Origin of the sequence: Mucilaginibacter sp. KACC 22773 (assembly GCF_028736215.1) — a bacterium.
Lineage (GTDB): Bacteria > Bacteroidota > Bacteroidia > Sphingobacteriales > Sphingobacteriaceae > Mucilaginibacter.
Window position 1 is genome coordinate 6,215,448 of record NZ_CP117883.1, and the last position, 22,566, is coordinate 6,238,013.

A 22,566-nucleotide genomic window follows, 5' to 3' on the forward strand; every position below is an offset into this window, starting at 1 on the left:
CGACCCATATGAGCAATGCGTATATATCGTTTGAGCAAAATTGAAATACGTGGATTTACCCCAAAATATGGTCCGTGCCGATGGCACTCTTGTTATGCTTTGGCCAATCATCCACGGGTTGAAACCCGTGGCTACAATATGTGTCGGGCCGATGGCCCTTAGAAATAATTATGTAAAAGCTAATTGAAATCGAACAACCATACAAACCATCATAGAGCCCTTTTTATTGAAGAATAAAGTTGTTGCATAATTTAGCTTGGCGGCATTAAGCCAAAACTTATTAGCTGTGTAGGAAATCGCGTTTTAAATTTATAAGATTTAATTCGCGCAACGATGCAGAGACGCAAAGTGATTTGCTTATTTTTCTTTTGCGACTTTGCGCGAAAAATCTAATAACTTGATACCATTGATGCCTATATAGCACAATATAGTTGATCATGAAATCTTAAACGCAATTTGCCCTTTTTATTGAATGGATAAGGTCGTTGTCTATTTTTATTTGACTTACCCTTATTCAAGTTTTACCGGCCAGGCTGATATTGAGGTTGTGTCGCCCATTTAGCATCCGGCGTATCCTGCATAAAAAATTCCAGGCTGCCGCCTTTCATGATCTCTTTATAGCTGATATAATTACTCAGGCTTAGCTTCCCGTTCCACTTAACCTGGTAAATGTATGCTGAAGTTTTACTTTTCTTGTGGCAGGTTATGGTTGTGCTCTTCCCGTTGGGCAGCTTCAATATTACTTTATCAAAAATTGGCGAACATAATACAAATTGGCCTGATACCGGGTTTACCGGATAAAAACCCATAGATGCAAACATATACCAGGCCGACATCTGCCCCGCGTCGTCATTACCTCCCAAACCACCCGGACCATCACTATATTCCGTTGCAAGTACTTCGCGAACCTGCTGCTGGGTCTTCCAGGGCGCTGGGGTATAATTGTACATAAAAGGGATTTGATGACCCGGTTCATTACCATGCCAGTATTCTTTTTTCAAAAATAAATTATCCAATGCCGATTCCAGTTTGGCTGGGCCGCCCATTAGTTTTGCAAGACCCGGAATATCCTGGGGTACATAAAAAGTATATTGGCGGGGCGTACCCTCGGTAATATAGCTTTCTTTTTTGTCGGGGTTGTAATCCGTTATCCAATTGCCATTGGCGTAGCGGCCCCGTACCATGCCTGTTGCCGGGTCAAATACGTTTTTATAGTAGCCTGCCCGCCTGGTCAATGATTTATAATCTGCTGTTTTACCTAATTTCCGGGCGAATTGCGATAAGGCATAATCATCATAAGCATACTCCATAGTACGGCTAACCTGCTCTTTTTTATGGAAGGCATCGGGTACGCTATCTTCCAGCGGTATGTAGTGATATTTTAAATAGCTGTCCAGTGCACGGCGGCCTTTGCCTTCTACATAATCGGCTTTATTGGCCGGTATGTCAAATGCGTTGTGCCGCAATAAACCATATGCTTCGTTTACATCATAGTCGCGGATGCCCTTAAGATAGGCCGAGCTAATTACCGACGCCGTGTGATCGCCTATCATTTCTGATGTATAATTGTTCCAGCAGGGGAATATAGGCATCCAGCCTCCTTGCCTGCCTTTAATAATCAGAGACCGTACCAGGTCATTTACAAAGGCAGGTTTCAATATTTCATACAAAGGAATTTCGGCCCGGTAAATATCCCACATCGAAAAATCATCGTAGTAATTGCCCTTTGCCAGCTTTGCGTTTTTATAGCCGGTAGCAAACATAGGGTAGCTCCCATCTACATCGCTAAACAGGCGGGGCTGCTGCATGGTGTGATAATAGGCCGTGTAAAAAATATTTTTATCCTTCAGGTTATCGGTAGCTACACTAATTTGACTTAAGGTTTTTTGCCAAACCTCCTTACAGGTTACAACTGCTTTGTCAAAATCAAACCCGGGCATTTCGGCCTGTAAATTTCTACGGGCGCCATCCAGGCTTGTAAATGATGTACCTATACGGATTACCAGCTTTTCGCCCTTGTTCATTTTAAAGCCAACAAAAGCGCCTAAGCCCGGCATGTCTTTCAGGCTTGTGGCCGATAAAATCTTCTCCCCGGTAAAAGTCCCCTCGCGATCGGCCTGTTTTTCAAACCGGATTACAAAAAAGCCATTAAAACCCGCGCTTTTGCCCCATCCCTGGTAAATGCGATGCGCCGGGTTATAACCGCATATTTCTCCGCGTTGGGTATCCACCTTTATGTAGCCTTCGTGCCTGTCGCTGTTGGGCGTAATCAGTAAATAAAGGCTATCGGCCTTTTCCATCGTAAACTGCATTATACCACAGCGTGGGGTGGCGGTTACGGCGGCACGCAAGCCATATTCAGCTAAATTAACCTGGTATAAATAGGGGGTTAACAGCTCGTCGGTGTGTTTAAATAAGGTTTGGTAATTGTTGGTTTTTAATTTCCCGGTTATGGGCATAATGGTAAAGCTGCCGTAATCCTGCGTACATGAACCACTTAACCAATGCGAGCCGCGCAGGCCATAAAACAGGCTGTCTTTATAAAGATATGGCGGAACGCACTTATTTTCCGTTGCCTGGGTTTCGGGCGTCCACTGCGTCATGGCAAAGGGTGTGGTTACGGCAGGGATAGTGTTAGCCTGCGAGGCCCCGTAGCCCGAACCGTGCTTTATTGCCGATGCCGTTGTGGCAACAGCGGTACCGGCCAGTGACTGTACATATTTAACAACATCCTGCGCAAATGCGGATGCCGAAATAGCCAGCAGCAAAAAAGTAAAAAATAAACGTCGCGCTTTAAATAGTATCATATAGCCCCCTCTAAATCTCCCCCGGCAGGGGAGACTTTTTTGAAATGAATTGTTATATTTTTAAAAATATTTTATTGCGATATAAAAAGTATAGTAGGGCGAGTTGCACAATTACTATACTTATGGCCTGCCATACTGTTTGCCATAAAGGTGATGCGTACTGGATCAATCCTCCTAAAAGATAATGGGCGGTATGCTGAAAATCGATCATGCCTTCGGATGCCAGGTAAATAAGAATTGAATTTACCCCGATAAGCACAAAAGGGAAAGCCCATTTGCGATAGCCCGCCACATCGATAATCAGATAAAATACCGACAGGAAAACCAGGCTCCAGCCACCTACAAACAAAACAAAAGAGCTTGTCCAAAGGCGTTTGTTGATAGGGAAGGTTAAATTCCATACGGAGCCGATGGCAATTAGTATCAGTCCGGCCACAAACAAAGCCACGCCCTTTTTCCACATGGGCCATTTTACCGACTGGTATTTTAAAAACTGGCCGGTAAAGATACCCAGCATTGCTGTACCAATTGCCGGGATGGTTGATAACACCCCTTCGGGATCATGTACTTTATCATGTAACCGGCCGGGAAGTAGTAAACGATCTACATATGATTCCAGGCTGCCATTCATGGTTAAAACTCCTGCCCCATAACCCGGCACCGGGATAAGCATCATAGCAGCCCAGTACCCTAACAATAATACAGCAAACCAGGCAAACTGCTGCCTGATATTAAAATTCAAATAAATGAGGCCTGCAAAAAACCAGGCCAGGCCAATGCGCCCCAACACGCTTGCAAAGCGCGTTTGCTCGTAACCGTTCCACTTGAAAAGGCCGTTAACAATCAGCCCTAAAAAAAGCAGTATCACGGTACGGCGGAGCATGGATAAATAGATGCTCCGTTTATCGGCTTTAGGCAAAAACTGCGCATCACTCACACCGGCCTTCATCATTTTATTGTGCATAGAGTACGGCATAGACACACCGGCTATGAACAAAAACAGCGGGAAGATCATATCATAAAATGTAATCCCATTCCAATCAGTGTGGTGCAACTGGCCCGACATCCACAGTAAAACCGGCCAGTTAGTTGCCTTTGCCAGAGCGTGTATCACACCTTCGCCACTCATTATCCAAAACATATCAAAGCCACGCAGCGCATCTAACGATAGTAAGCGGGGTAACTTTACAGGCGCGTTTTTACCGTTGCCGGCATTCATTAAAGGATCAGATACAATTGGTGCATTGGCCATATGCCTTAAATATTAATGTTATTTTAAGTCTGCCCCTATTTTAGTGCGGTACTTTTTATATAGTTGCTGGGACAGCAATATGCTGCTGCCCTTTGTGGTTGTCGGGTAGGGCTTTTGCGTATTTACCCAGCTCCACTCCCAGCCGCTTATATTTTTATCAAATGCGGCGGCATCCATCGGCTTTCCGGCTTTCAACGCGGCCTGGGCTTCTGTAAAAAACTTTTGCCACCGTACTTTATAAAAATCATTGAGCAAACCGCTCCACTGGCGGCAGGAGTATTCATGAAGCGGGCTTTTTTCATCGCCCCAAAGCGTAACCAGGTTGCGGGCATTCCGTTCATAAATTGCCTTTTCGGCCAGGGTAGTTCCGCATTTACGGGCATCGGCAAGCCATGGGCCTAATAAAAAATCTTTACGTGTTGCCAAAAGCGCATCCATATCGCCAATCAATTGAAGATACTGGGCGCTGTAATTATCAAAGTCGGCTATATTTTTATCCTCGTAAGCCTTCACCCATTTTTGCTGCAATGGCCGGGCGTAGTTTGCCAGTATCTGTCTCGATAAATCAACCAGGTCATATCGAAAGCCATCGCTCTTGCTGCATGAGGGTACTGCCTTCATCAGTTCGTCCCAGGCGGGCAACAGGTCTTTCCGCTGATAATTTAGCTTAGTCCTTGTCCATACCGCTGCCGAATCAAACGTTGGCCTGCCTGTTATGATCGACTCCGAGGCATCGCGGATATCTTTACCGTTATAAACGGTTTCTTTTAATACCTGCCATGCTTTGATTGTATGTTCGTTTACACTTCCGTAGCGGTTTAAAATGTACGACCGAAGCCAGTTATCCAGGTTTATCGGCTCGCTTTGCCAGGTGTTACTGGTCATTAATTCATACAACACGGGGTTTTGTTCAATGCCTTCCATGGTAAGGCCAATGCCTGCCAGTTTGCCCGATGCGGTATCTTTAAGTGCCAGTGCGGGGCCGGTGGCTACGCCTTCAATCCGGCCAAACATCCCGATATTGCCGCCAAAATTGTGCAACATGTTCCATATCCAGGGTTTGCCATAATAGGCTTCGGTGCGTTTCCAAACGGGTTCAATCTCGGTTGCCAAATCAAGCATAATCATGTGATCGTTGGGCACGGCTTGAAGCAAAGCTTTTATCTGCGGAGTTTTCCAGAATTTGCGGTCGCTGTAAAAAAGCCAGCCCTGCATTACCCATACGGCTTTCGGGTCGGCGCTGCTCATGGCCTGGTAAACCCTTGAACTTAGGGCCGATAAATAGGCGGGATCATCCGTTGGCGGTTCATTTTCATTAAAGGTATCTGCCGAGTATAAATGGTCGGTGCCATATAAGCGCGTTTGGGTCTCTAAAAACTTACGCCCAATTAAGTCAAACATTGGGTCGTGGGTGTCCAATATATAGGTATCGCCAAAACCATTGTTCCAGTTAGTCTTTTTCAGTTTTGATTTGGGGAAGCGTGTCATAAACGCGGCGGGTACATGGCCGGTAAATGATTGTAAAACGGGCTTCATGCCAAGCGCTCTTTCGCGCTTTAATATTTTTTGCTGCAAATCGCGGTGGTTTGTCATCCAGCTTACCGGCAGCGGGCCGCCCCAACCATCCAGGTTGCCCATCCAAAACCATGAAAAATAAGCGGGGCCGCAAAAAAAAGATTTCAAATCGTCATCGATAAAACCCATATCCTTATAAACCTGGTACCAGGTATACTCCTGGCCGGTTAATGCAAGCGGCATATCAATGCCATGCAAAGCCATCCAGTCAATTTCTTTCTCCCATCGTTTCCAATCCCACCAGCTCATACTATAGTTGTACGTGCAATAGTTTAAGTAGTACCGGTATTGGTAGGGTGTGTTTTTACGAATTTTAGTGGTTACCGCGGGTAATTTTGCGGGCAGGTTTAAATTGGTGCCATTCCAGGTTACCTGGCAGTGGCCATATTCGGTTAAATAATAATATAAGGCGGATGCTATCGCGACACCGTTATTACCCCTTAATACAATTTTGTTGTTAATGCTTTCTATTTCAAACGCATCTTTGCCATTTATCGCCGGGATTTCTTCTACCTTAAAATGTGCTGCTGCTTTGGGTATAACGCGGCCAATTAACGCATATGATGCATTCTTGTTAACCTGGGCATTTGCTACCCTTCCGGTAAAAATTAAAATAACAAGCAGGGCAAAAAAAAGCTTTGCAGGCAATTTGTTCAACAACATATTAAGTAATTATATTAAAAACAAAAGACGGTAAAAAACAAATACAGGCCGGTGTACGGCCTGTATTTATTACTAAACATACTGCTCAATAACCTGGGTTTTGAACCAGTTTTGGATTTAACTGCATTTCGGGTCTTGGTATCGGAAAAATGCGTTTTGCGGGATTTGCATCGGTTTTGATACCCCATGATTTCTCGAACTGTCCAAAACGGATCATATCGTTCCGGCGCCACATTTCCATCGCCAGCTCACGGCCGCGCTCATCTAAAATATCCTGCAAGGTAACAGCCGCCATTGGCGAAGCCTTTGCACGTGCCCTAACCTGGTTAACCAATGATAAAGGCGAATCGCCGTTGGTTGCAGTTGCCCCTCTTAAAATGGCTTCGGCTTTCTCCAGCAACACGTCGGCATACCTAAACATAGGCACATCGTTACCTTGGTTACGATCTGTATTTAAGCTGTCCGGATAAAATTTGTTGTTCCTGTAGCCTTCTTCGTTAGCAAGTTCGTCGTTACCGATATCAAAAGTGGCAGGGTTTTTCCAAACAATATCGGGCGTAAACTCCAGTTGGTGTACAACCGTAGCGTTGGGGTTAGGACCGCTATAACTGGCGTCAAGCCCAATGTTGGTTGTCGTAATATTTATAGGCGTGCCATCATTGTTGTACTGCTTGCCAACCAGGTATTGTTTTTTACGGATGTCATTATCATCGTTAAACAAAGCATAGTACTCTTTGTATGTATATACCGGCCCATCGGGCGTGTACGGCATTTTATATTTATTTTTCAAATTAGGGTTAATTGTCCAGCGGGCATAATATTGGCCTTGCGCCTGCACGCCATCATAAGGCACTGCAAAAATAAAATCTTTGATTTGCGGACCGTTATTTGGTTTAAACATGCCCAAATAATCGGCATCTAAAGAATACTGGCCCAGTTTTATGACGTTATCGCACATGGTAACCGCATCCTGGTACCTTGCTGTGCCAATGTAATATTGGGCATTAAGGTACATTTTTGCAAGTATGGCATAAGCTAAACCTTTGGTTGGTCTGCCGTAGGTTGTTACGCCGGATGTAGCGCTCAGATCCGGAATCTGCGCGAGTAATTCGCTTTCGATAAATGCAAACACAGCTGCCCTTGGCTGAGTGCCCAGGTTGGTGGTATCCCCAAACTTTTTGCTGATAGGCACATTTCCAAAAAGGTCCATCAAATAAAAGTAAGATAATGCCCGCATAGTTTTAATTTCGGCAACGGTTTGCTTTTTAGCATCACTTGCCGGTGTAGCGTCAAATAACGACAATACCTGGTTACATAAACTTATGGTTCCGTAACCCCACTGCCAGCATGTTTCTGTCATACCGTTATCAGGCGTTACCGTATGCAGGTTCACGGTTGAATAGGTACCTCCGTCAAGCCAGTTGCCTCCACGCGCTACCAGCACATTTTCATCGGTACTTAAATTTTGCAATAACCAGTACTGCCTGCCCGGCGCCCCGCGGAACGAGGTATAAATAGGCCCGGTGGCTGCTACATACTGCGCCGGGGTAGTTGGGAAAATAGATGGGGTAAGTGCTGATTTAGGCGTAATATCTAATTTTGTACAACCCGAAAGGTAAATAGCGCCCACAACCATGGCAATAAGGCCAGGTTTTATATATCTTTTTAAATTATTCATGTCAGTTAGGTTAATGGTTATTATAAATCAACTTGTATACCTGCAAGGAAGCTCCTTGTTTTTGGATAGAAATTATTACTATCAACGCCGATAAACTGGCCGCTTGCCTGGTTATCGATGTTCAAATTCAACTCGGGATCAACCCCTTTGTATTTGGTGATAATAAATAAGTTGGTACCAGTAACATACAAACGGATGCCATGTACATAATTACCTGCAACATTAAATTTGTAAGCAAGTGTTGCATTACTTAACCTGATAAACGCGCCACTTTCAAGATAACGTGTTGAATACAAGTTGGCGTTAACATCGGTACCCGGCTCACTCAATGTTAAAGTAGGCACGCCATGTGCCGAAGCCTGGGTTGGCTGGTTAAAGCTGGCCAAAGATGCGTTCATGATTTTGTTACCACCCTGACCTCTGAAAAAGAAATTAAGGCTGAAGTTTTTATACGTAAAATCGTTACCCAAACCAAATGTATAGGTTGGCTGTGCATTACCCGCATAAGTTTGATCGGCACTTGTAGGTGTTGTGGTTGACTGACCGTTGGCACCTAAAAATGTGGATACGCCGTTTGTACGGCCAAGATATTTGAGCGTATAAAACTCGCCCAACGGATACCCGGCTTCAATGATGGATACGTTTATCCCGCTTTGGCCCGGCCCTTCAGGATCACCTCTATATATTTTCGATAAATTTGGGGCAAGGGCTGTGATCTTATTTTTGTTGAATGAAATGTTGCCGTAACTGCTCCAGGTAAAGTCATTTAATTTAATTGGTGTTCCATTCAGGGCAATCTCGACACCCTTATTGGTCATGCTGCCTACGTTTACAACCTTATAATTTACGAAGTTATTGATCAATGATACCGGAACCGAAGTGATCATATCGGTTGTTTTTTTATTGTAGACATCAACCGAGCCGCCCAGTCTTCCCTTAAATAAAGAAAAATCGATACCGCCGTTAAGTGTGGCAGTGCTTTCCCATTTCAAATCCGGATTTGGGTTTTGGGTTACACCAATAGCACCGATATAAGCATTCTGGTAATAAAAACTACCGGTTGTGCCATAAAGCGTTAAAGGCGTATAAGGCGAGAAGCCTAATGAATTACCTGTTTTTCCATATCCTACCCTCAGTTTTAAATCATCAAACAGCGATTGCGATTTCATGAAACCCTCATCGATAACGCGCCATGCAGCCGATGCAGCAGGGAAATACCCCCAGCGGTTATTGGTGCCAAAAGCGTTTGAACCGTCCCGACGTAACGAGGCCTGTAAAAGGTATTTGCCCAGGTAACTGTAGTTTAACCGCGAATAAAATGATATCAAACGTAAAGTTTCAAACGGAACCGATCCGAAATCACTGCGAAGGCCTGTTTGATAACCCAAGGCAAGATTGTTTGATCCGGTAACGTCGGAGGGAAAATTCTGTGCTGCCGTTTGAAAACCATCCCCCTTTGTAGTTTGATCTATTGAGTACCCAAACAAGGCTTTAAAATTGTGCTTTTCATTCCAGTTATGAGCATAAGTTAAATAGTTTTCAAATAACTTTTTTGTGTCTGTATAAGTCGACCGGATGGCTTTGCCGCCAAGGCCGGGCGCAAGTTCTGATACCGAATTGTAATAGGTATTGTTATCGGTATTTGTCTCCTGGTAAGCTAAGTTGAAATTGTAAAGCAAACCGGCAGGTAATATCAACTCACCACGCACGTTGCCCAGTAACAAATTAATTTTTTGCTTATAAGTATCATTGGAAATAAGGCCAACAGGGTTATAACCCAGTTTTAAAGTAGGGTCGTTATAAAATGTACCATCGGCATTATAAATGGTACGTGTAGGCAAATACTGAACTATTGATTTAAACAATCCGGGACTTTGGCCATTTGCACTTGACAACGGAATATCATTAACCAGCAGGTTTGAGTTGGTCACCGCATTGCTCAATGAAAAATCCAGTTTCAATTTATCGTTCAGCGCTTTTTGGGTAATATTAAGCCTGCCTGTAACACGTTTTAAACCGCTGGTTTTAACAATCCCCTGGTTATCCAGGTAATTTAAGCTTCCGTTATAGGTAGTTTTATCGGTACCGCCGCCAAAAGAAAGGTTATGGTTTTGCGAAAAACCGGTATTACGTTCAACCGCCTTTTGCCAGTCAGTATTTCCACCGTTATCGTTTGCAGGTGTAAAACTTTGTCCGTTAGCTTTCACATAAGCCCTCAACTGATCGGCACTGGCTACGTCAAACTGGTTAGATATTTTTTCAAATGCGCCGTAACCATTGTAAGTCATCCTCATCTGGCCCGCTTTAGCCTTTTTAGTAGTTACGATGATTACGCCATTGGTAGCCCTGGTTCCGTAGATTGCGGCAGCAGAGGCATCTTTCAATACATCAATCGAAGCAATATCCGAAGGAGCAATCAAATTAAAATCGGCTCCGGGTACGCCGTCTATTACATAAAATGGTACAGAGGCCTCACCTGCCCGTATAGACGATGGCCCGCGAAGCGTAACAGAAGCTTTGCTATTGGGGTTGCCATCGCTGGTAATATTTAAACCGGCCACTTTACCTTCCAATAAATCGGCAGGGCTTGATACAACACCGGCATTAAATTGCTCGGCCTTAACCGTGGCAATAGCGCTGGTTAGTTCCTTTTTGGTTGTGGTACCATACCCTACTACAACTACTGTAGATAATGAATTGGCCGAAGGCACCAAAGTAACCTTTATAACAGTTTGCGTACCAACGGTTATTCTTTGCGTATCAAAACCAATATAAGAGAATACCAGTACAGTGCTCTCGCTGGCAACCTGTACTTTAAATTTACCATCTACATCGGTTACAGCTCCTGTTGCAAGGCCTGCTATTTTAACCGAAACACCTATTAATGGCAGCCCCTTGTCATCAACGACGGTACCGGTAATAATAGTAGGCGGCGGCAATTCCTCTTTTTTCTCCACAGGGGGTTTTGGCGCTGGCTTAACCAATAAGCTACCTTCAATTTCGGTGTAAGTAAATTGGTTGTCCAATAAAACCTTTTTCAAAACGGCTTCCAGTTTCTCGTTTCGCGCCGTCAGGGTCACTTTAACATCGCTTTCAATATTATTACCGGTATACATAATCCGTACACCTGTATTTGCCGAAATGCGCTCAAGCGCATCAGAAAGCGGCATTTTTTTCAATTTAAGGGTAACTGGCTTTTCCAGTACGCTTTGTCCGTATGAGTTATCGGCCATAGCAATGGACGATAGCGAACAGACAACTAATAAAATAATCGCATTAATTTTCATAACGAGTGTTATGGCTCGAAAGAATCTTTCGGGTATGGTTTTTTTCATATTTTTGCTATATTAAAGTGTTATAGGTCAAGCTGGAACGTGCTATGGTTCTTGAGGCCTCCTGCATGCTCCATTAATAAATCTTTGGCATTTTATTCCTCCAAAACTGGCCCGGCCATTTTGGAGGATCATTTTCTCTTTCCCTGGGTTTTAACTCATAGCTTTTATTTAGGTGTCAAACATTATTTGTTTTTATATAATTGGTATATTAATTACAGCCCTTACCTTTTAAGGTATATGCACTGCCCTCCTTTTTAAAGTGGGCGTTTACAAGGGCTTCTATCAGCTTTAATACTTTTTGTAATGGCATATTGTTAAAATCGGCATACAAGGTGCAGTTGAGCAGATTTTTATCGGCCTTGATCACCACGTTATATTTGCGCTGAACATCGGCCAGCACATCAGACAATGGTGTATTATGGTATTGCAACTTACCCTGCTGCCAGCTAACTACCGACAGGGCATCGTCAATTTTTTTTGCAACCAGTGTTTCATCAGTCTTGGAATATACCAACTGCATATTAGGTGTAAGCAAAACGGCAGGCTGTTTTGCTTTTGTGTTTAATATCCCCACCTTACCACTTACCACGGTTACTTTAATTGCTTTATCTTCTTTATAAGCTTTAACATTAAAGCTGGTACCTAAAACTGTGGTTGTAATTTTGCCCGAATGGATGATAAATGGCTTAGCGCTATTATGCGCTACTTTAAAAAAAGCTTCGCCTGTAAGGGTCACTTCCCTTATATTTTGTTTGAACTTATCGGGGTAGTTCAGCCGGCTGCCCGAGTTAAGGCATATGGTGGTGCCATCAGATAAACTAATCAGTTTTATTTCGCCGTTTAGGGCTACCGTCTCCTGGTACTTAACCGGGTCTATCCAATTATCCAATTGTTTTCTGAATAAGTAGCCGGTACAAAAAACAGTGGCAACAGATGCCGCAATGGCCATTTTTACTAATAAACGCCTTATGGGAAACGCCTGTTCAGGCGGTTTAGTTATACGTTGGTGGATGTTTTTTAATATTTGGCTGGATGCCTGATCGCTAAGAGTGAGTTTTTGTTCCAGCACGTCTTTACTGAAACCATCAAGGGCTATAAGGTATAACTCCGAGATATCTCCCTTCAGGTATTCGGCAAGCCAGCGCTTGTCGTCCTGGGTCAGGATATCAGTTTTATAAAGCCTTTCTAAACGTTGAACAATGGTTTCCACGAGCAATTTTTATATAAATACGCCGGGAGGTTTAAAACGGGGGGATGGTTTTGAAAATAATTTAAAAAAAAATCAAAAAACTACAAATAGTGTCAATTATGTAGTTTGCAGATGCTGTTTTCATAAATCTTGACGGTACTTTTGTTGGCGAAAAAACATTCTGGTGATTACGACAGCAAACTCTTATTCGGTTACAGTTAGCCAATTATCTGTAACTTGTACGAGGCATAGATTGTCTCACCGTTAAACCATACAGCATGAAACGCCTGTCTTTATTTGCTATTATTTTACTTATTCCGATTTTAACAAAGGCCCAAATAGATCGTGCGCGCCTGGACAGCCTGTTTCACTATCTCAGCACAGGTGACCTGGCGATAGGAAGCCTGACGATCACTCAAAACGGTAAAATGATTTACCAGCGTTCCTTTGGCAAGGATCAGAACCCATCCACTGAATATCGTATCGGCTCGATCACCAAGGTATTCACGGCAATCCTCACTTACCAGTTGATCGATGGCCGTCGTTTAACGCTTTCCGATCGTTTAAGCCTTTTCTTTCCGGGTCTGCCTAATGCGGATAAGGTCACCGTCGCCCAACTGCTGGGGCACCGAAGCGGATTAGCGAACTTCACGAATAACACCGATTTTGATACTTGGAAAGACCAGCCTAAAACGCATGCTGAACTGCTGGAAATGATCAGCAGGCAAAAGCCGGATTTTGAACCGGATGCTAAAGCAGATTATAATAATTCCAATTACTTGCTGCTGGGTTACATCGCTGAGAAATTATACGGCCAGCCCTATCAAAACGTAGTGACCAACCAGATCATCCGGCCACTGGGATTAAAGCATACCTATTATGGTGAAAAAGTTGGATTTATGCCTGGCGAAGCGACCTCTTATAAATATTTTGACAGTAACTGGAAGCCCGACCGCGCCGTTTGCCTCGATAACTTTGGCGGAGCGGGCGCACTCATTTCCACGCCGCGGGACCTCTGCAGCTTTATCACCGCACTTTTCAGCGGCAAACTGATTAGTGCCGGCAGCCTGGCGATCATGAAAACCATGCGGGACGGATATGGTAAAGGCCTTTTTCCTTACGGTGATGCGTTAAATCCCGGTTTTGGCCATAACGGCAAGACCGAAGGTTTTGGCAGCTCGATGCAATATTATCCAAAGGAAGGTTTGGCCATTGCATATTGCACAAACGGCGAAGTATTCCCGAAAGCTCGCATCCTCGATCACATTTTTAAAGCCTGCTTCCATATCTCCGATACGCTGGAAACCTTCCAAAGCGTCCAACTCGATAGCACCCGGTTAAGTGCTTTTACTGGCACCTATAGTGCGCCTTCCGGCATGCAGGTTGTTAACCGTTTAGATAAAGGCAAACTGCTGATTTCGGTCAAAGGCAAGGATTTTGAATTGACCGCGATCTCACCAAACGAGTTCTGGAACAAACCTTTCGGCTTTTTCTTTTATTTTGATGATGGCGGCAAGCGGTTATTGCTGCAGGACGTGGGTGATGTGTATGAATTGCACCGCCCGTAGCGGGTGGCTGGAATGTCTCATAAAGGTCTATTAAAACAGTACCATTATACGGCATAACTGACAAATAGGTATTTTAAAGTGTAAAATACCCGGTTTTTCAGGCTGTTTTTTTTGAACTTTTAAGTGAAAAATCTTCATTTTATTTTTGTGTCAATAAATTGCGCATTTATTGCTGAAAACTACATACTAATTACCTTATTTTTACCTGTTTATGCATAAATAAAGGGCTGTTTTGATATTTAAAAAGAAGCGTGTAAATTTGTACTGTTTGCCCACGAAGAAAAAGAGTTTTGATGCTGTTTTGTACAACATTCACTTTGTGGATTCTGCTTTAATTTGTGAGAGGCAGGCTCTGTTAATTTTACCTGCCAAACTATATTTCATAGATCGAAATTAATGGTCGATGCCGACCCAATAACAGGCCAGTAACACGCCTGCGGTTTTCCATTCGGCCTGGTGTTCATGGATATGGTTTTTGACGGCAGCAACCGCATGCCCGAGATATTCTTTAACGGTATGTTTAGATATGTTCAGTTTTTCGGCAGCCTCCTCGTATGTTTTCCCTTCTAACTTGCAAAGTGTAAAAACTTTTTTACGCTGGGGCGATAACTGGTTAATAGCCTGGTGCAATAAATAATATTGATCGTCAATTAAATGCACGTTGTTATCCTCCTGCTCAAATTCGGCAAAAGGCATCGTATTAACAACCGTAGCTTCCCGCAGCTTTTTACGTAAATATGATATCGACTTGTTAAAACTCAGCACAAAAAGCCAGCCACTTACAGATTGATCGGCACTAATTTCGGCGCGTTTTTCCCATAGTGCAATGAAAATATCCTGTAAAATATCGCAGGAGGTATCATCGTCCTTAGTGAGTTTGTAAATATTACGATAAATGGCCTGGTGATACTTTTGATAAAGCAGATCAAATGCCCCTATATCATCATCGTGTAGGCGAAGCACTAAATCTTTATCTGCATCCATATTCATAACAAACGGGTAACTATTTAATCATTAATCAACAAGCAAAAATTATTGTGAAAAGTACAAATATTTATTTACCAACAAATGTGCCCCACACCGGCTTTTTTGATAATCTATTTAATTTTTCAGCAATAACTTCAAAAGCACGATTGCTGCTTTTTTTAAGATGGCCTGTTTTAAGCTTAACCTGTAAAAAGGCATTGCTTTTTACAGGTTAAGCAAACAGGCTAAAATCAAATAAATCAAAAAAACTCGTTGTTATAGGGGTACATTAATTACAATTTAACTGTAGCCGGCAAATATTTGGCAATCAAATCCTCGTAATAAGGCTTTAACTCCGATACTACCGGTGGTTTTGGGCTTTTTGAGTACAGGTCATACGGGTTAAATTTATCAACCCATTTAAACATCTCCTGGTCATGCGCGTTCAGCAAATGATCGTAAGCCTTTTCGCGGTGTTGCGAGTAAAAGGAATGATAACGGATCATATACAACGCTTCTTCGGGCAAATAATCTTTGGTAATGTGGTACAGGTATTCATCGTGCCCCCACGACATGTGCACATTATCTAACCCGCATTGGTGGGTATAAACACCATATTTGGTATTATAGCGCTCATCAGTGCTATCAGGGTTGGCCGCAAAAAATTCAGGGTAAACTATCTTATCCGAAAACTTGCACCCCACGGGGAACGAGTCGCCTACTACGTTCCATTGCGGTTCGCCAAAAAGGCAAAGCACCTTGCCCAAATCGTGAATAAAGCCGGTTAGTACAAACCAATCGGGATGACCATCGGCACGAATAGCCTCAGATGTTTGCAGTAAGTGTTGTAACTGATCGAGCGAAATATCCGGGTCGGATTCATCAACCAGCGTATTCAAATACTCCATTGCCGACCACCATGGCATTTCCATTTTATCAAACTGTAAAAAATTAGCCTTTTTTGCTAAAACGTTACCATAAGTTTGATAGGTATGGTTAAGCCTGTAAAATTCCCTTACCGGGTTGTCTTCGGCATCATTATAAACCCTAAACTCCTCTTTGGCTTTAGCGGTGCCGGGCTCGGGGTATCTGCTTAATACATCATCTTCCCAAACATCCAAACTTGGCAGTGGCGAAATTTCTTTTTCAGTTAACTTTTCCATATCGTAAACCATTCAAACAATTAATTATTAAACATTGGTAAAGCCCTCATCTATTGAACTCTAAATTATACTTATCGCTACCCCCGGAAACCCTGGAGTAAAAACTCCAGCAGGCTATTCATGAACTGGCTATCCGATAAATAAGTTTTAAAATGAGCTGCGCTTAAAGGCACAGTTTAGCTTTATAATGTTTTAAAATTCACTAAAAAAAACATCGGTTTTACATAATTGGGGGTATTTATTTACGTAAACGATTACGTACTCACGCTGTTATCTATTTTGTAAGTACCTTATTTTTAGCGCTTCGGGGCATCAAAATATTTTGCATTACCGATTTAGTAACGCCAAAAAGCGCTATTACGGGTAATGATTTAACCTGCGGTATTTTGAGCGAGTTAAGGGTAAGCCCATCAATATCTTCAAACACGCAGGCAGCCCTAAAATCGCGCCCGGCGCAGCTAAGTGTTACATTTTTAAAGCTTACCCCTGCCGCATGGCGGGCATAAAAACCCCAGGCGGGCAATTCGCCAAACATTGAAAACTCAGGGTAATCACGCGGATTTTCGGGTATCCTGGTCAATGAATCTAAACTTACACGGGCAACAGTTTTACTGGCATCGCCATGATATACTATTTTGATATTCTGCAGGGTTACATTTTGAACAGGATGCCCCGGTAAACCGGCAATTGATGATGGGAAGGGGTTGTGCCTGCCTTTAACTTCGGGCCCTTCCATTGGGTATCCTTTATCGGGTTTTCCTTTGGGCACATCAACAGTTACGTTGCTTATACGGATGCCATTAATCCTGCTCACTACAGTGTCTTTATTGCGATGGCCAAGACGTATAAATATAGCATTGCCCGTGTTAATGGCATGAATGTTACTGATGTTAATATCTTCCATCACGCCGCCATCAACACACTCCAGGGCAATTGCCGAGCGGTAGGTATCATAAATTTTAATGTCCTTTATGGTTATCTTCTTAAAGCCGCCCCATGAAGCAGTGCCAAATTTAATACCGCTGGCACTTGAGCGTGTGGTACATTTTGCTATGTATATATTTTCGCAGCAGCTATTCCTGTCGCTCGATTTCAGGCAGATGCCATCGTCGTCGGCATTAAAAAAGCTGTTTGTAAGCTTTACATTTTTACAATCTACCAGGTCGATACCGTCATTATTCCAGTAGGTATTGCTTACTACTTTAATGCTATCGATAACCATATCCCTGCACTTATTGTAATCTTGTATCCACACCAGTCCATTCTGAATAGTTATGCCTTTTACCTGGATGCCGGTACAGTTAAAAAAGCCAATTAACTTAGGGCGGTTTGGTTCTTCGGGTTGAATTTGTCCCCAGGGATTAGTTTTTTGCCATAATGAATCCCTTAGCTTTCCCGCCTTCAGCATTGCAAAAAGGTCTTTCAGCAATTCGTCGCCGTTGCCGTCAATTGTTCCTTTACCGGTGATACCAATGTGCTGCTGATCTTTGGCAAATATTAAGGGCGATGCATGCCCTTCGCCATAATCAATCCGTTTTGCGCTCCCCAGCAGTACGGCGTTGGCTGCCAGGTTTAGTGTAACATTTGACTTTAAGTTGATAACCCCCGTTAAAAACTTCCCTGCAGGAACATGCACTATACCGCCGCCCTGTGCGTTTGCATTGTCAATAGCCTTTTGAATGCTGATAGTGTTATTGGTAATACCATCGGCTTTAGCGCCATAATCGGTTATGTTAAAGATTTTTTGCTGCGCATAACCGGTAAAAGGCATTGCAAGTAAAGCCAAAAAAGAAAATATTTTCATGATAAACTATCGATAAAGAAAAATTAAGCAGGTTTATTATCCCTGTGTATGCCACACACCAGGGGTTTATTTTTACATCAGGCATCTAAGTTGTTAAACTTTTACTTTAGTTTGCGGCAACGGCATCCATTTATTTACGTAAACGTTTGCATAAACCCCTTTATATTAGTAAAATTATACCGTTATAAAAAGGTATCCGCAATGGGTAACATTAATTTAAAAGAACTCGCTTTAGCGCTAAATTTATCAACCGCCACAGTATCAAGGGCGCTGCGGGACAGTCATGAAATAAGCCCCGAAACCAAAAAGAAGGTTTTGGAACTGGCTAAACAATTAAACTATGAGCCCAACCCGGCCGCCAGTAATTTAAGGAGCCACAAAACAAAAACCATTGCCGTAATTATTCCTGAAGTAACCAATAATTTTTTTTCGCAGGCCATTAATGGCATCGAAGAAATAGCACGCCAGCATGATTACCATGTTTTAATATACCAAACGCACGAAAACAGCGATTTGGAATTGGCCTTTATGCGCCGTTTGCTGAGTGGACGCGTTGACGGCATCCTGATTTCGGTAGCGAGTGAAACCAATAACGATCAAAATTTTAAGGATATTATTAACCAGCTGCCGGTTGTTTTTTTTGACAGGGTAAATGAAGATATAGACGCCGTAAAGGTAACTACAGATGATTACGAAAGCACTTATAGCGCTACCTGCCATTTAATTGAGTGCGGGTGCAGGAAAATTGCCTACCTGATGGCCTTAAATAACCTATCGACAGGAAAAAAACGGTTTGCCGGATATTGCGCAGCGTTAAACGACAACCATATTGCCAAAAACGATGCATTAATTGTACATGACACCAACAATGAAGATGAAAACTATCAGCTGATAAAAAAACTGCTCGCTAACGAAAAACCCGACGGCATTATTACCTCCATTGAAAATCTGGCCCTGCCATGTTATTACGCCTGTAAGGATCTTAACCTGAATATCCCGCGGGACATTAAAATAATAAGCTTTTCGAACCTCAAAACCGCGCCGCTTTTAAACCCCTCACTCAGCACAATTACACAGCCAGCTTTTGAGATGGGCAAAGAAGCAGCCGGCATCCTTTTTAAGATATTGAATAAAAAATATTTTGAACCGAACGAAACGCTGGTGCTTAAATCAACTATAATAAAAAGGGAATCGACGGGATTTTAACGATTCTGATCAGGTTTTTCTTTCTTTACTATCTCCGACACTTCACCAGCTGTTAAAGCCGCTTTAAACACCTTTACCTTATCCATATATCCATGAAAAATTCTTTCAGACGGAAATTCCTCATTCCTGCCTAAAGTCCATTTGTTGGTTACCGATAGGTTTGCGGTGGTTTCCATCACGGTGGTACCCGCCAATACACCATCGATGTACAGGTAGAGTGTTTTACCTGTACACACCCCGGCAATGTGGTGCCAATGGTTATTCCAGTTGGCGGGCAGGTTAACGGTGCAATCGCCACGGCCCCAGCCGCCGGCAAAAAAAGTAAGCGTTTGGTGATCAGACACCTGTAAAACGTGGCTATCGCCTTTGGTTATCATATCCACCAATCCTTTTTCGTTCCCGGTGGGGTATACCCAGCCCATCATGGTGATGGTTTCGCCCATATTATCAAGGGCGGGAGTGCTGGGAACCTCAACAAAAGTGTGCTCATTAAACCCGAGCCTGCCGACGGTTTTTGATTTTTCGGCAGTAACTATTTGCCCGTTATTTTGAAATCCGGAGTTGTCTTTTACTGAACTATTGGCCGAATAATCTATTAGAGAAAGATCAAGCAAAAGTGATTCTGTGTTGTCCTGGTACACCTTGTAAACCACGTTTTGATCACCTGCGAATATCCTTTGGAACCCTTTTGAAGCACCCGCCAGTACATGCCCGATCACCTTTTTTTCGCCGGGTTCCAAAACAACGGTATCGGTAAAAATTAGGGAGTCGTTTTTTGTTACCGGGACATTAAAAGTTTGCTTAACGCCGCCAATATTTTGGATGACATAAGCGAGGTGCTGCGGCTCATTTATTTTAAGCATTGCGGTAGCGGCAAGGCCTGTAATTTTAAAGGGATGCACCGGCGAATTTGGCGGCAGTTTTACATCAACCATAACCGGAGGCAGCCCCTCCAATTTAAGTTCCGTTTTCCCGATAGGGTAAAGCCGGCATACCAGCGAATCTTTTTGGATACCGTCCAAAACTACCATACAGTTTTTGTGAGCATACGGTTTGCCATTTACCAGTAGCGAAACAATTTTAACGCCGGTAGTTCCTTTGTTGCTGATTGAAAAATGAACGGTAAAAGGTTCATCAGGGACAACATTGTTTTTTGAAACGGACCAATTCAACATTTTAAAACCAGGGCTTTGTTTTGTTTCGGATAATTCAACAGGGTTGTTATCCTTTGGCCAATTGCCTGCCTTATCCGTCAAATCAAAAACCATTGAACCACCGGCAGTTAATACCGAATGCGGCAGGGTTAGCTGTTGCCAGGGTTTACCGTTAACGGTTAAGGCCCTTATATAGCCATCCTTAGCTGATGCCGCTTTATTATTTATGCTAAACCGTTTTCCGTTTGGCAGATGCAGTGTTACCGATTTGAATAATGGTGTTCCTATTGCGTAATAAGGCCTGCCAGGGCAAACCGGGTAAATACCCATGGCGCTAAAAACATACCAGCTGGATGTTGAGCCCAGGTCGTCATTACCGGGTAAGCCGCCGGGGTTGTTGCTAAAACGATGCAGCATAATTTGCCTTAACCATTTTTGGGTTAAAGCCGGTTTACCTGCCTGGTTAAACAGGTAGGGCAAATGGAACACAGTCTCGTTATCAAACAGGATCACATTGTTGCTAAGCGCCGAATCAAGCCGAGTGGCAAATTGGTCGGTGCCGCCCGTGAGGTTAATAAGATCGTTAATGTTTTGGGGCACGAAGTAGGAATACACCCACTTATCCCCCTCCTTATAACCCGACATGCCCGGCTGTAGTTTAAACTCATCATCGTTTCGGGGCAATAGCAATAGCTGATCGTTATTTAAAAGATTGCGGTAGTTGTAGCCGCGGTTTGCCAAAAGCCGGTAGTCTTCGTCACTATGAACAACATTTTTGGCAAATTGCGATAAAGCCCAATCGTCATAAGCATACTCAACCGTGCGGGTAACCGACTCGGACCGGGTAAAGGGGATATAACCTTTTTGATTAAAGATCTCCATGTCGGGCTGGATAAACGGCGGCTCCAGTACACTTTTTTTCATGGCGGTATAAGCCAACTGTTTATCAAAACCGGTAATCCCTTTCAGGTAGCTATCCACAATAATGGGTATAGCATGGTTACCCGTCATCGATTCGGTTGGCAGGTGACCGGTTTGTTTGTAAATATCCAGCATAGATAAAATTACATCCTGCTGCTTATCCGGGTAAAGCAGGGTAAGCAAGGGGTGCAGGGAGCGGAAAGTATCCCAGGGAGAGAAGGCCCCATATTGGTGATTGCCTGTTTTTTGGTGAATTTTATCATCTGCCCCCCGGTAACGGCCATCCACATCATCGATAACCCAGGGGATTAAAAGCGAATGATACAGGGCGGTATAAAAAACGGTTTTATTTGCATCGTTACTGTCGGTTACATCAACAACGTCCAGTTTTTTCTGCCATTCGTTAGCGGTAAGTTTACGCAGTTGATCAAAAGACGATGTGCCAATTTCCGTATCGATATTTTTTTGGGCACTTGCGTAACCAACGGCCGAAGCGCTTAGTTTAAGCCCAATAGTTTTAGTGCCGTCTACCGCAGCTGCAAAACTGAATACCCAACCGCCTTTAACCTGCTTTTTTGAGGTAAACGCTTCGGTAAAGTTGATGACCATATTACCGTTTGAGGCCCGGATTATATTAGGGGATATGATGCTAATCTCCCCGGCGTCGCCGATAAATAATTGTGGTGATAAACCAGCGGTAAATGTAAACCGGAACATGCCCGTACGGGTTGTTGCTGTGACCTCGACGGTACTGTGGTCATCAAAGCTCACTTTATAGTAACCAGGGCTTGCAGTTTCATTGGTATGCGAAAATTTCCGGCTGTATTTACCGGGTTCAAATAAATCTGTATTAACCGGCATCACATAAAACCTGCCGGCTGAGCCCTCTGGAAAGCCGCTCATATGACCGAAGCAGCTGAAATAACAAATAGCGCTATCACCATAATTGTACCCCTTTCCAAACCTGGTTTCAGGACTTAACTGTATAAAACCCGATGGCGCTACAGCACCGGGATAGGTGCCGCCTTCACTCCCCCATTTGGTAAGTACATTACTTTGGGCTGTGCCGATGAAGGGGTTTACATAGGGCAGGTGGTTGGTGTGTTGGGCTGAGGCGGAAAACTTTAGCAGGATTAAAATAACTGTTAAAGAAAAGAAAGATTTACAAAGCTGTTTAGTGTTAAACAAGCCACCCGTCATTGCGAGGTACGAAGCAATCCCCGATGTAGCGGATTCTGAAGGGGAATTGGTATTCAAAAATAAACGACTGTCATCCTGAGGTACG

The 22,566-nt window shown here is 43.3% G+C and carries 12 protein-coding genes; 2 read left to right on the forward strand and 10 right to left on the reverse strand.

All coding sequences use genetic code 11. The annotated features are described in order from the left end of the window. Positions 1-521: 521 nt before the first annotated feature. From PQ469_RS25805 to PQ469_RS25830, 6 genes are all read right to left on the reverse strand, one after another. A complete protein-coding gene (locus PQ469_RS25805) occupies positions 522-2,807 on the reverse strand; it encodes a GH92 family glycosyl hydrolase (protein WP_274210246.1) in 2,286 nt (761 codons plus the stop codon). A gap of 52 nt (positions 2,808-2,859) precedes the next feature. Then, on the reverse strand, positions 2,860-4,059 hold the full coding sequence (locus PQ469_RS25810) for an acyltransferase family protein (protein ID WP_274210247.1): 1,200 nt from the start codon (positions 4,057-4,059) through the stop codon (positions 2,860-2,862). Positions 4,060-4,077: 18 nt separating this feature from the next. Next, positions 4,078-6,297: an alpha-N-acetylglucosaminidase gene (locus PQ469_RS25815; protein WP_274210248.1), complete on the reverse strand. Its 2,220-nt coding sequence runs from the start codon at positions 6,295-6,297 to the stop codon at positions 4,078-4,080. Positions 6,298-6,382: 85 nt separating this feature from the next. Beyond that, a complete protein-coding gene (locus PQ469_RS25820) occupies positions 6,383-7,975 on the reverse strand; it encodes a RagB/SusD family nutrient uptake outer membrane protein (RefSeq protein WP_090641971.1) in 1,593 nt (530 codons plus the stop codon). A 20-nt stretch (positions 7,976-7,995) separates the two neighbouring features. Next, positions 7,996-11,310 (reverse strand): SusC/RagA family TonB-linked outer membrane protein, encoded by a 3,315-nt coding sequence (locus PQ469_RS25825; protein WP_274210249.1) that lies wholly within the window; start codon positions 11,308-11,310, stop codon positions 7,996-7,998. Between the two features lie 208 nt (positions 11,311-11,518). Continuing rightward, positions 11,519-12,520: a FecR family protein gene (locus PQ469_RS25830; RefSeq protein WP_274210250.1), complete on the reverse strand. Its 1,002-nt coding sequence runs from the start codon at positions 12,518-12,520 to the stop codon at positions 11,519-11,521. Positions 12,521-12,777: 257 nt separating this feature from the next. On the opposite strand from PQ469_RS25830, the gene PQ469_RS25835 reads away from it, so the two are divergent. Next, positions 12,778-14,067 (forward strand): serine hydrolase domain-containing protein, encoded by a 1,290-nt coding sequence (locus tag PQ469_RS25835; protein ID WP_274210251.1) that lies wholly within the window; start codon positions 12,778-12,780, stop codon positions 14,065-14,067. A gap of 393 nt (positions 14,068-14,460) precedes the next feature. Here the strand turns inward: PQ469_RS25835 and PQ469_RS25840 are convergent, their stop codons facing one another. The 3 genes from PQ469_RS25840 to PQ469_RS25850 form a co-directional block, all read right to left on the reverse strand. Next, positions 14,461-15,057: an RNA polymerase sigma factor gene (locus tag PQ469_RS25840; RefSeq protein WP_274210252.1), complete on the reverse strand. Its 597-nt coding sequence runs from the start codon at positions 15,055-15,057 to the stop codon at positions 14,461-14,463. Between the two features lie 269 nt (positions 15,058-15,326). Then, a complete protein-coding gene (locus PQ469_RS25845) occupies positions 15,327-16,196 on the reverse strand; it encodes an inositol oxygenase family protein (protein WP_090643896.1) in 870 nt (289 codons plus the stop codon). Between the two features lie 274 nt (positions 16,197-16,470). Further along, complete coding sequence (locus tag PQ469_RS25850) at positions 16,471-18,000, reverse strand: glycoside hydrolase family 28 protein (RefSeq protein ID WP_274210253.1); 1,530 nt, start codon at positions 17,998-18,000, stop codon at positions 16,471-16,473. Positions 18,001-18,201: 201 nt separating this feature from the next. Between PQ469_RS25850 and PQ469_RS25855 the strand changes: the two genes are divergently transcribed. Next, positions 18,202-19,206 (forward strand): LacI family DNA-binding transcriptional regulator, encoded by a 1,005-nt coding sequence (locus PQ469_RS25855; RefSeq protein ID WP_274210254.1) that lies wholly within the window; start codon positions 18,202-18,204, stop codon positions 19,204-19,206. Here the strand turns inward: PQ469_RS25855 and PQ469_RS25860 are convergent. After that, positions 19,203-22,538, reverse strand: a complete 3,336-nt coding sequence (locus PQ469_RS25860) for a GH92 family glycosyl hydrolase (protein ID WP_274210255.1) — start codon at positions 22,536-22,538, stop codon at positions 19,203-19,205. The two genes, PQ469_RS25855 and PQ469_RS25860, sit on opposite strands and share 4 nt — an antisense overlap. Between the last annotated feature and the right edge of the window lie 28 nt (positions 22,539-22,566).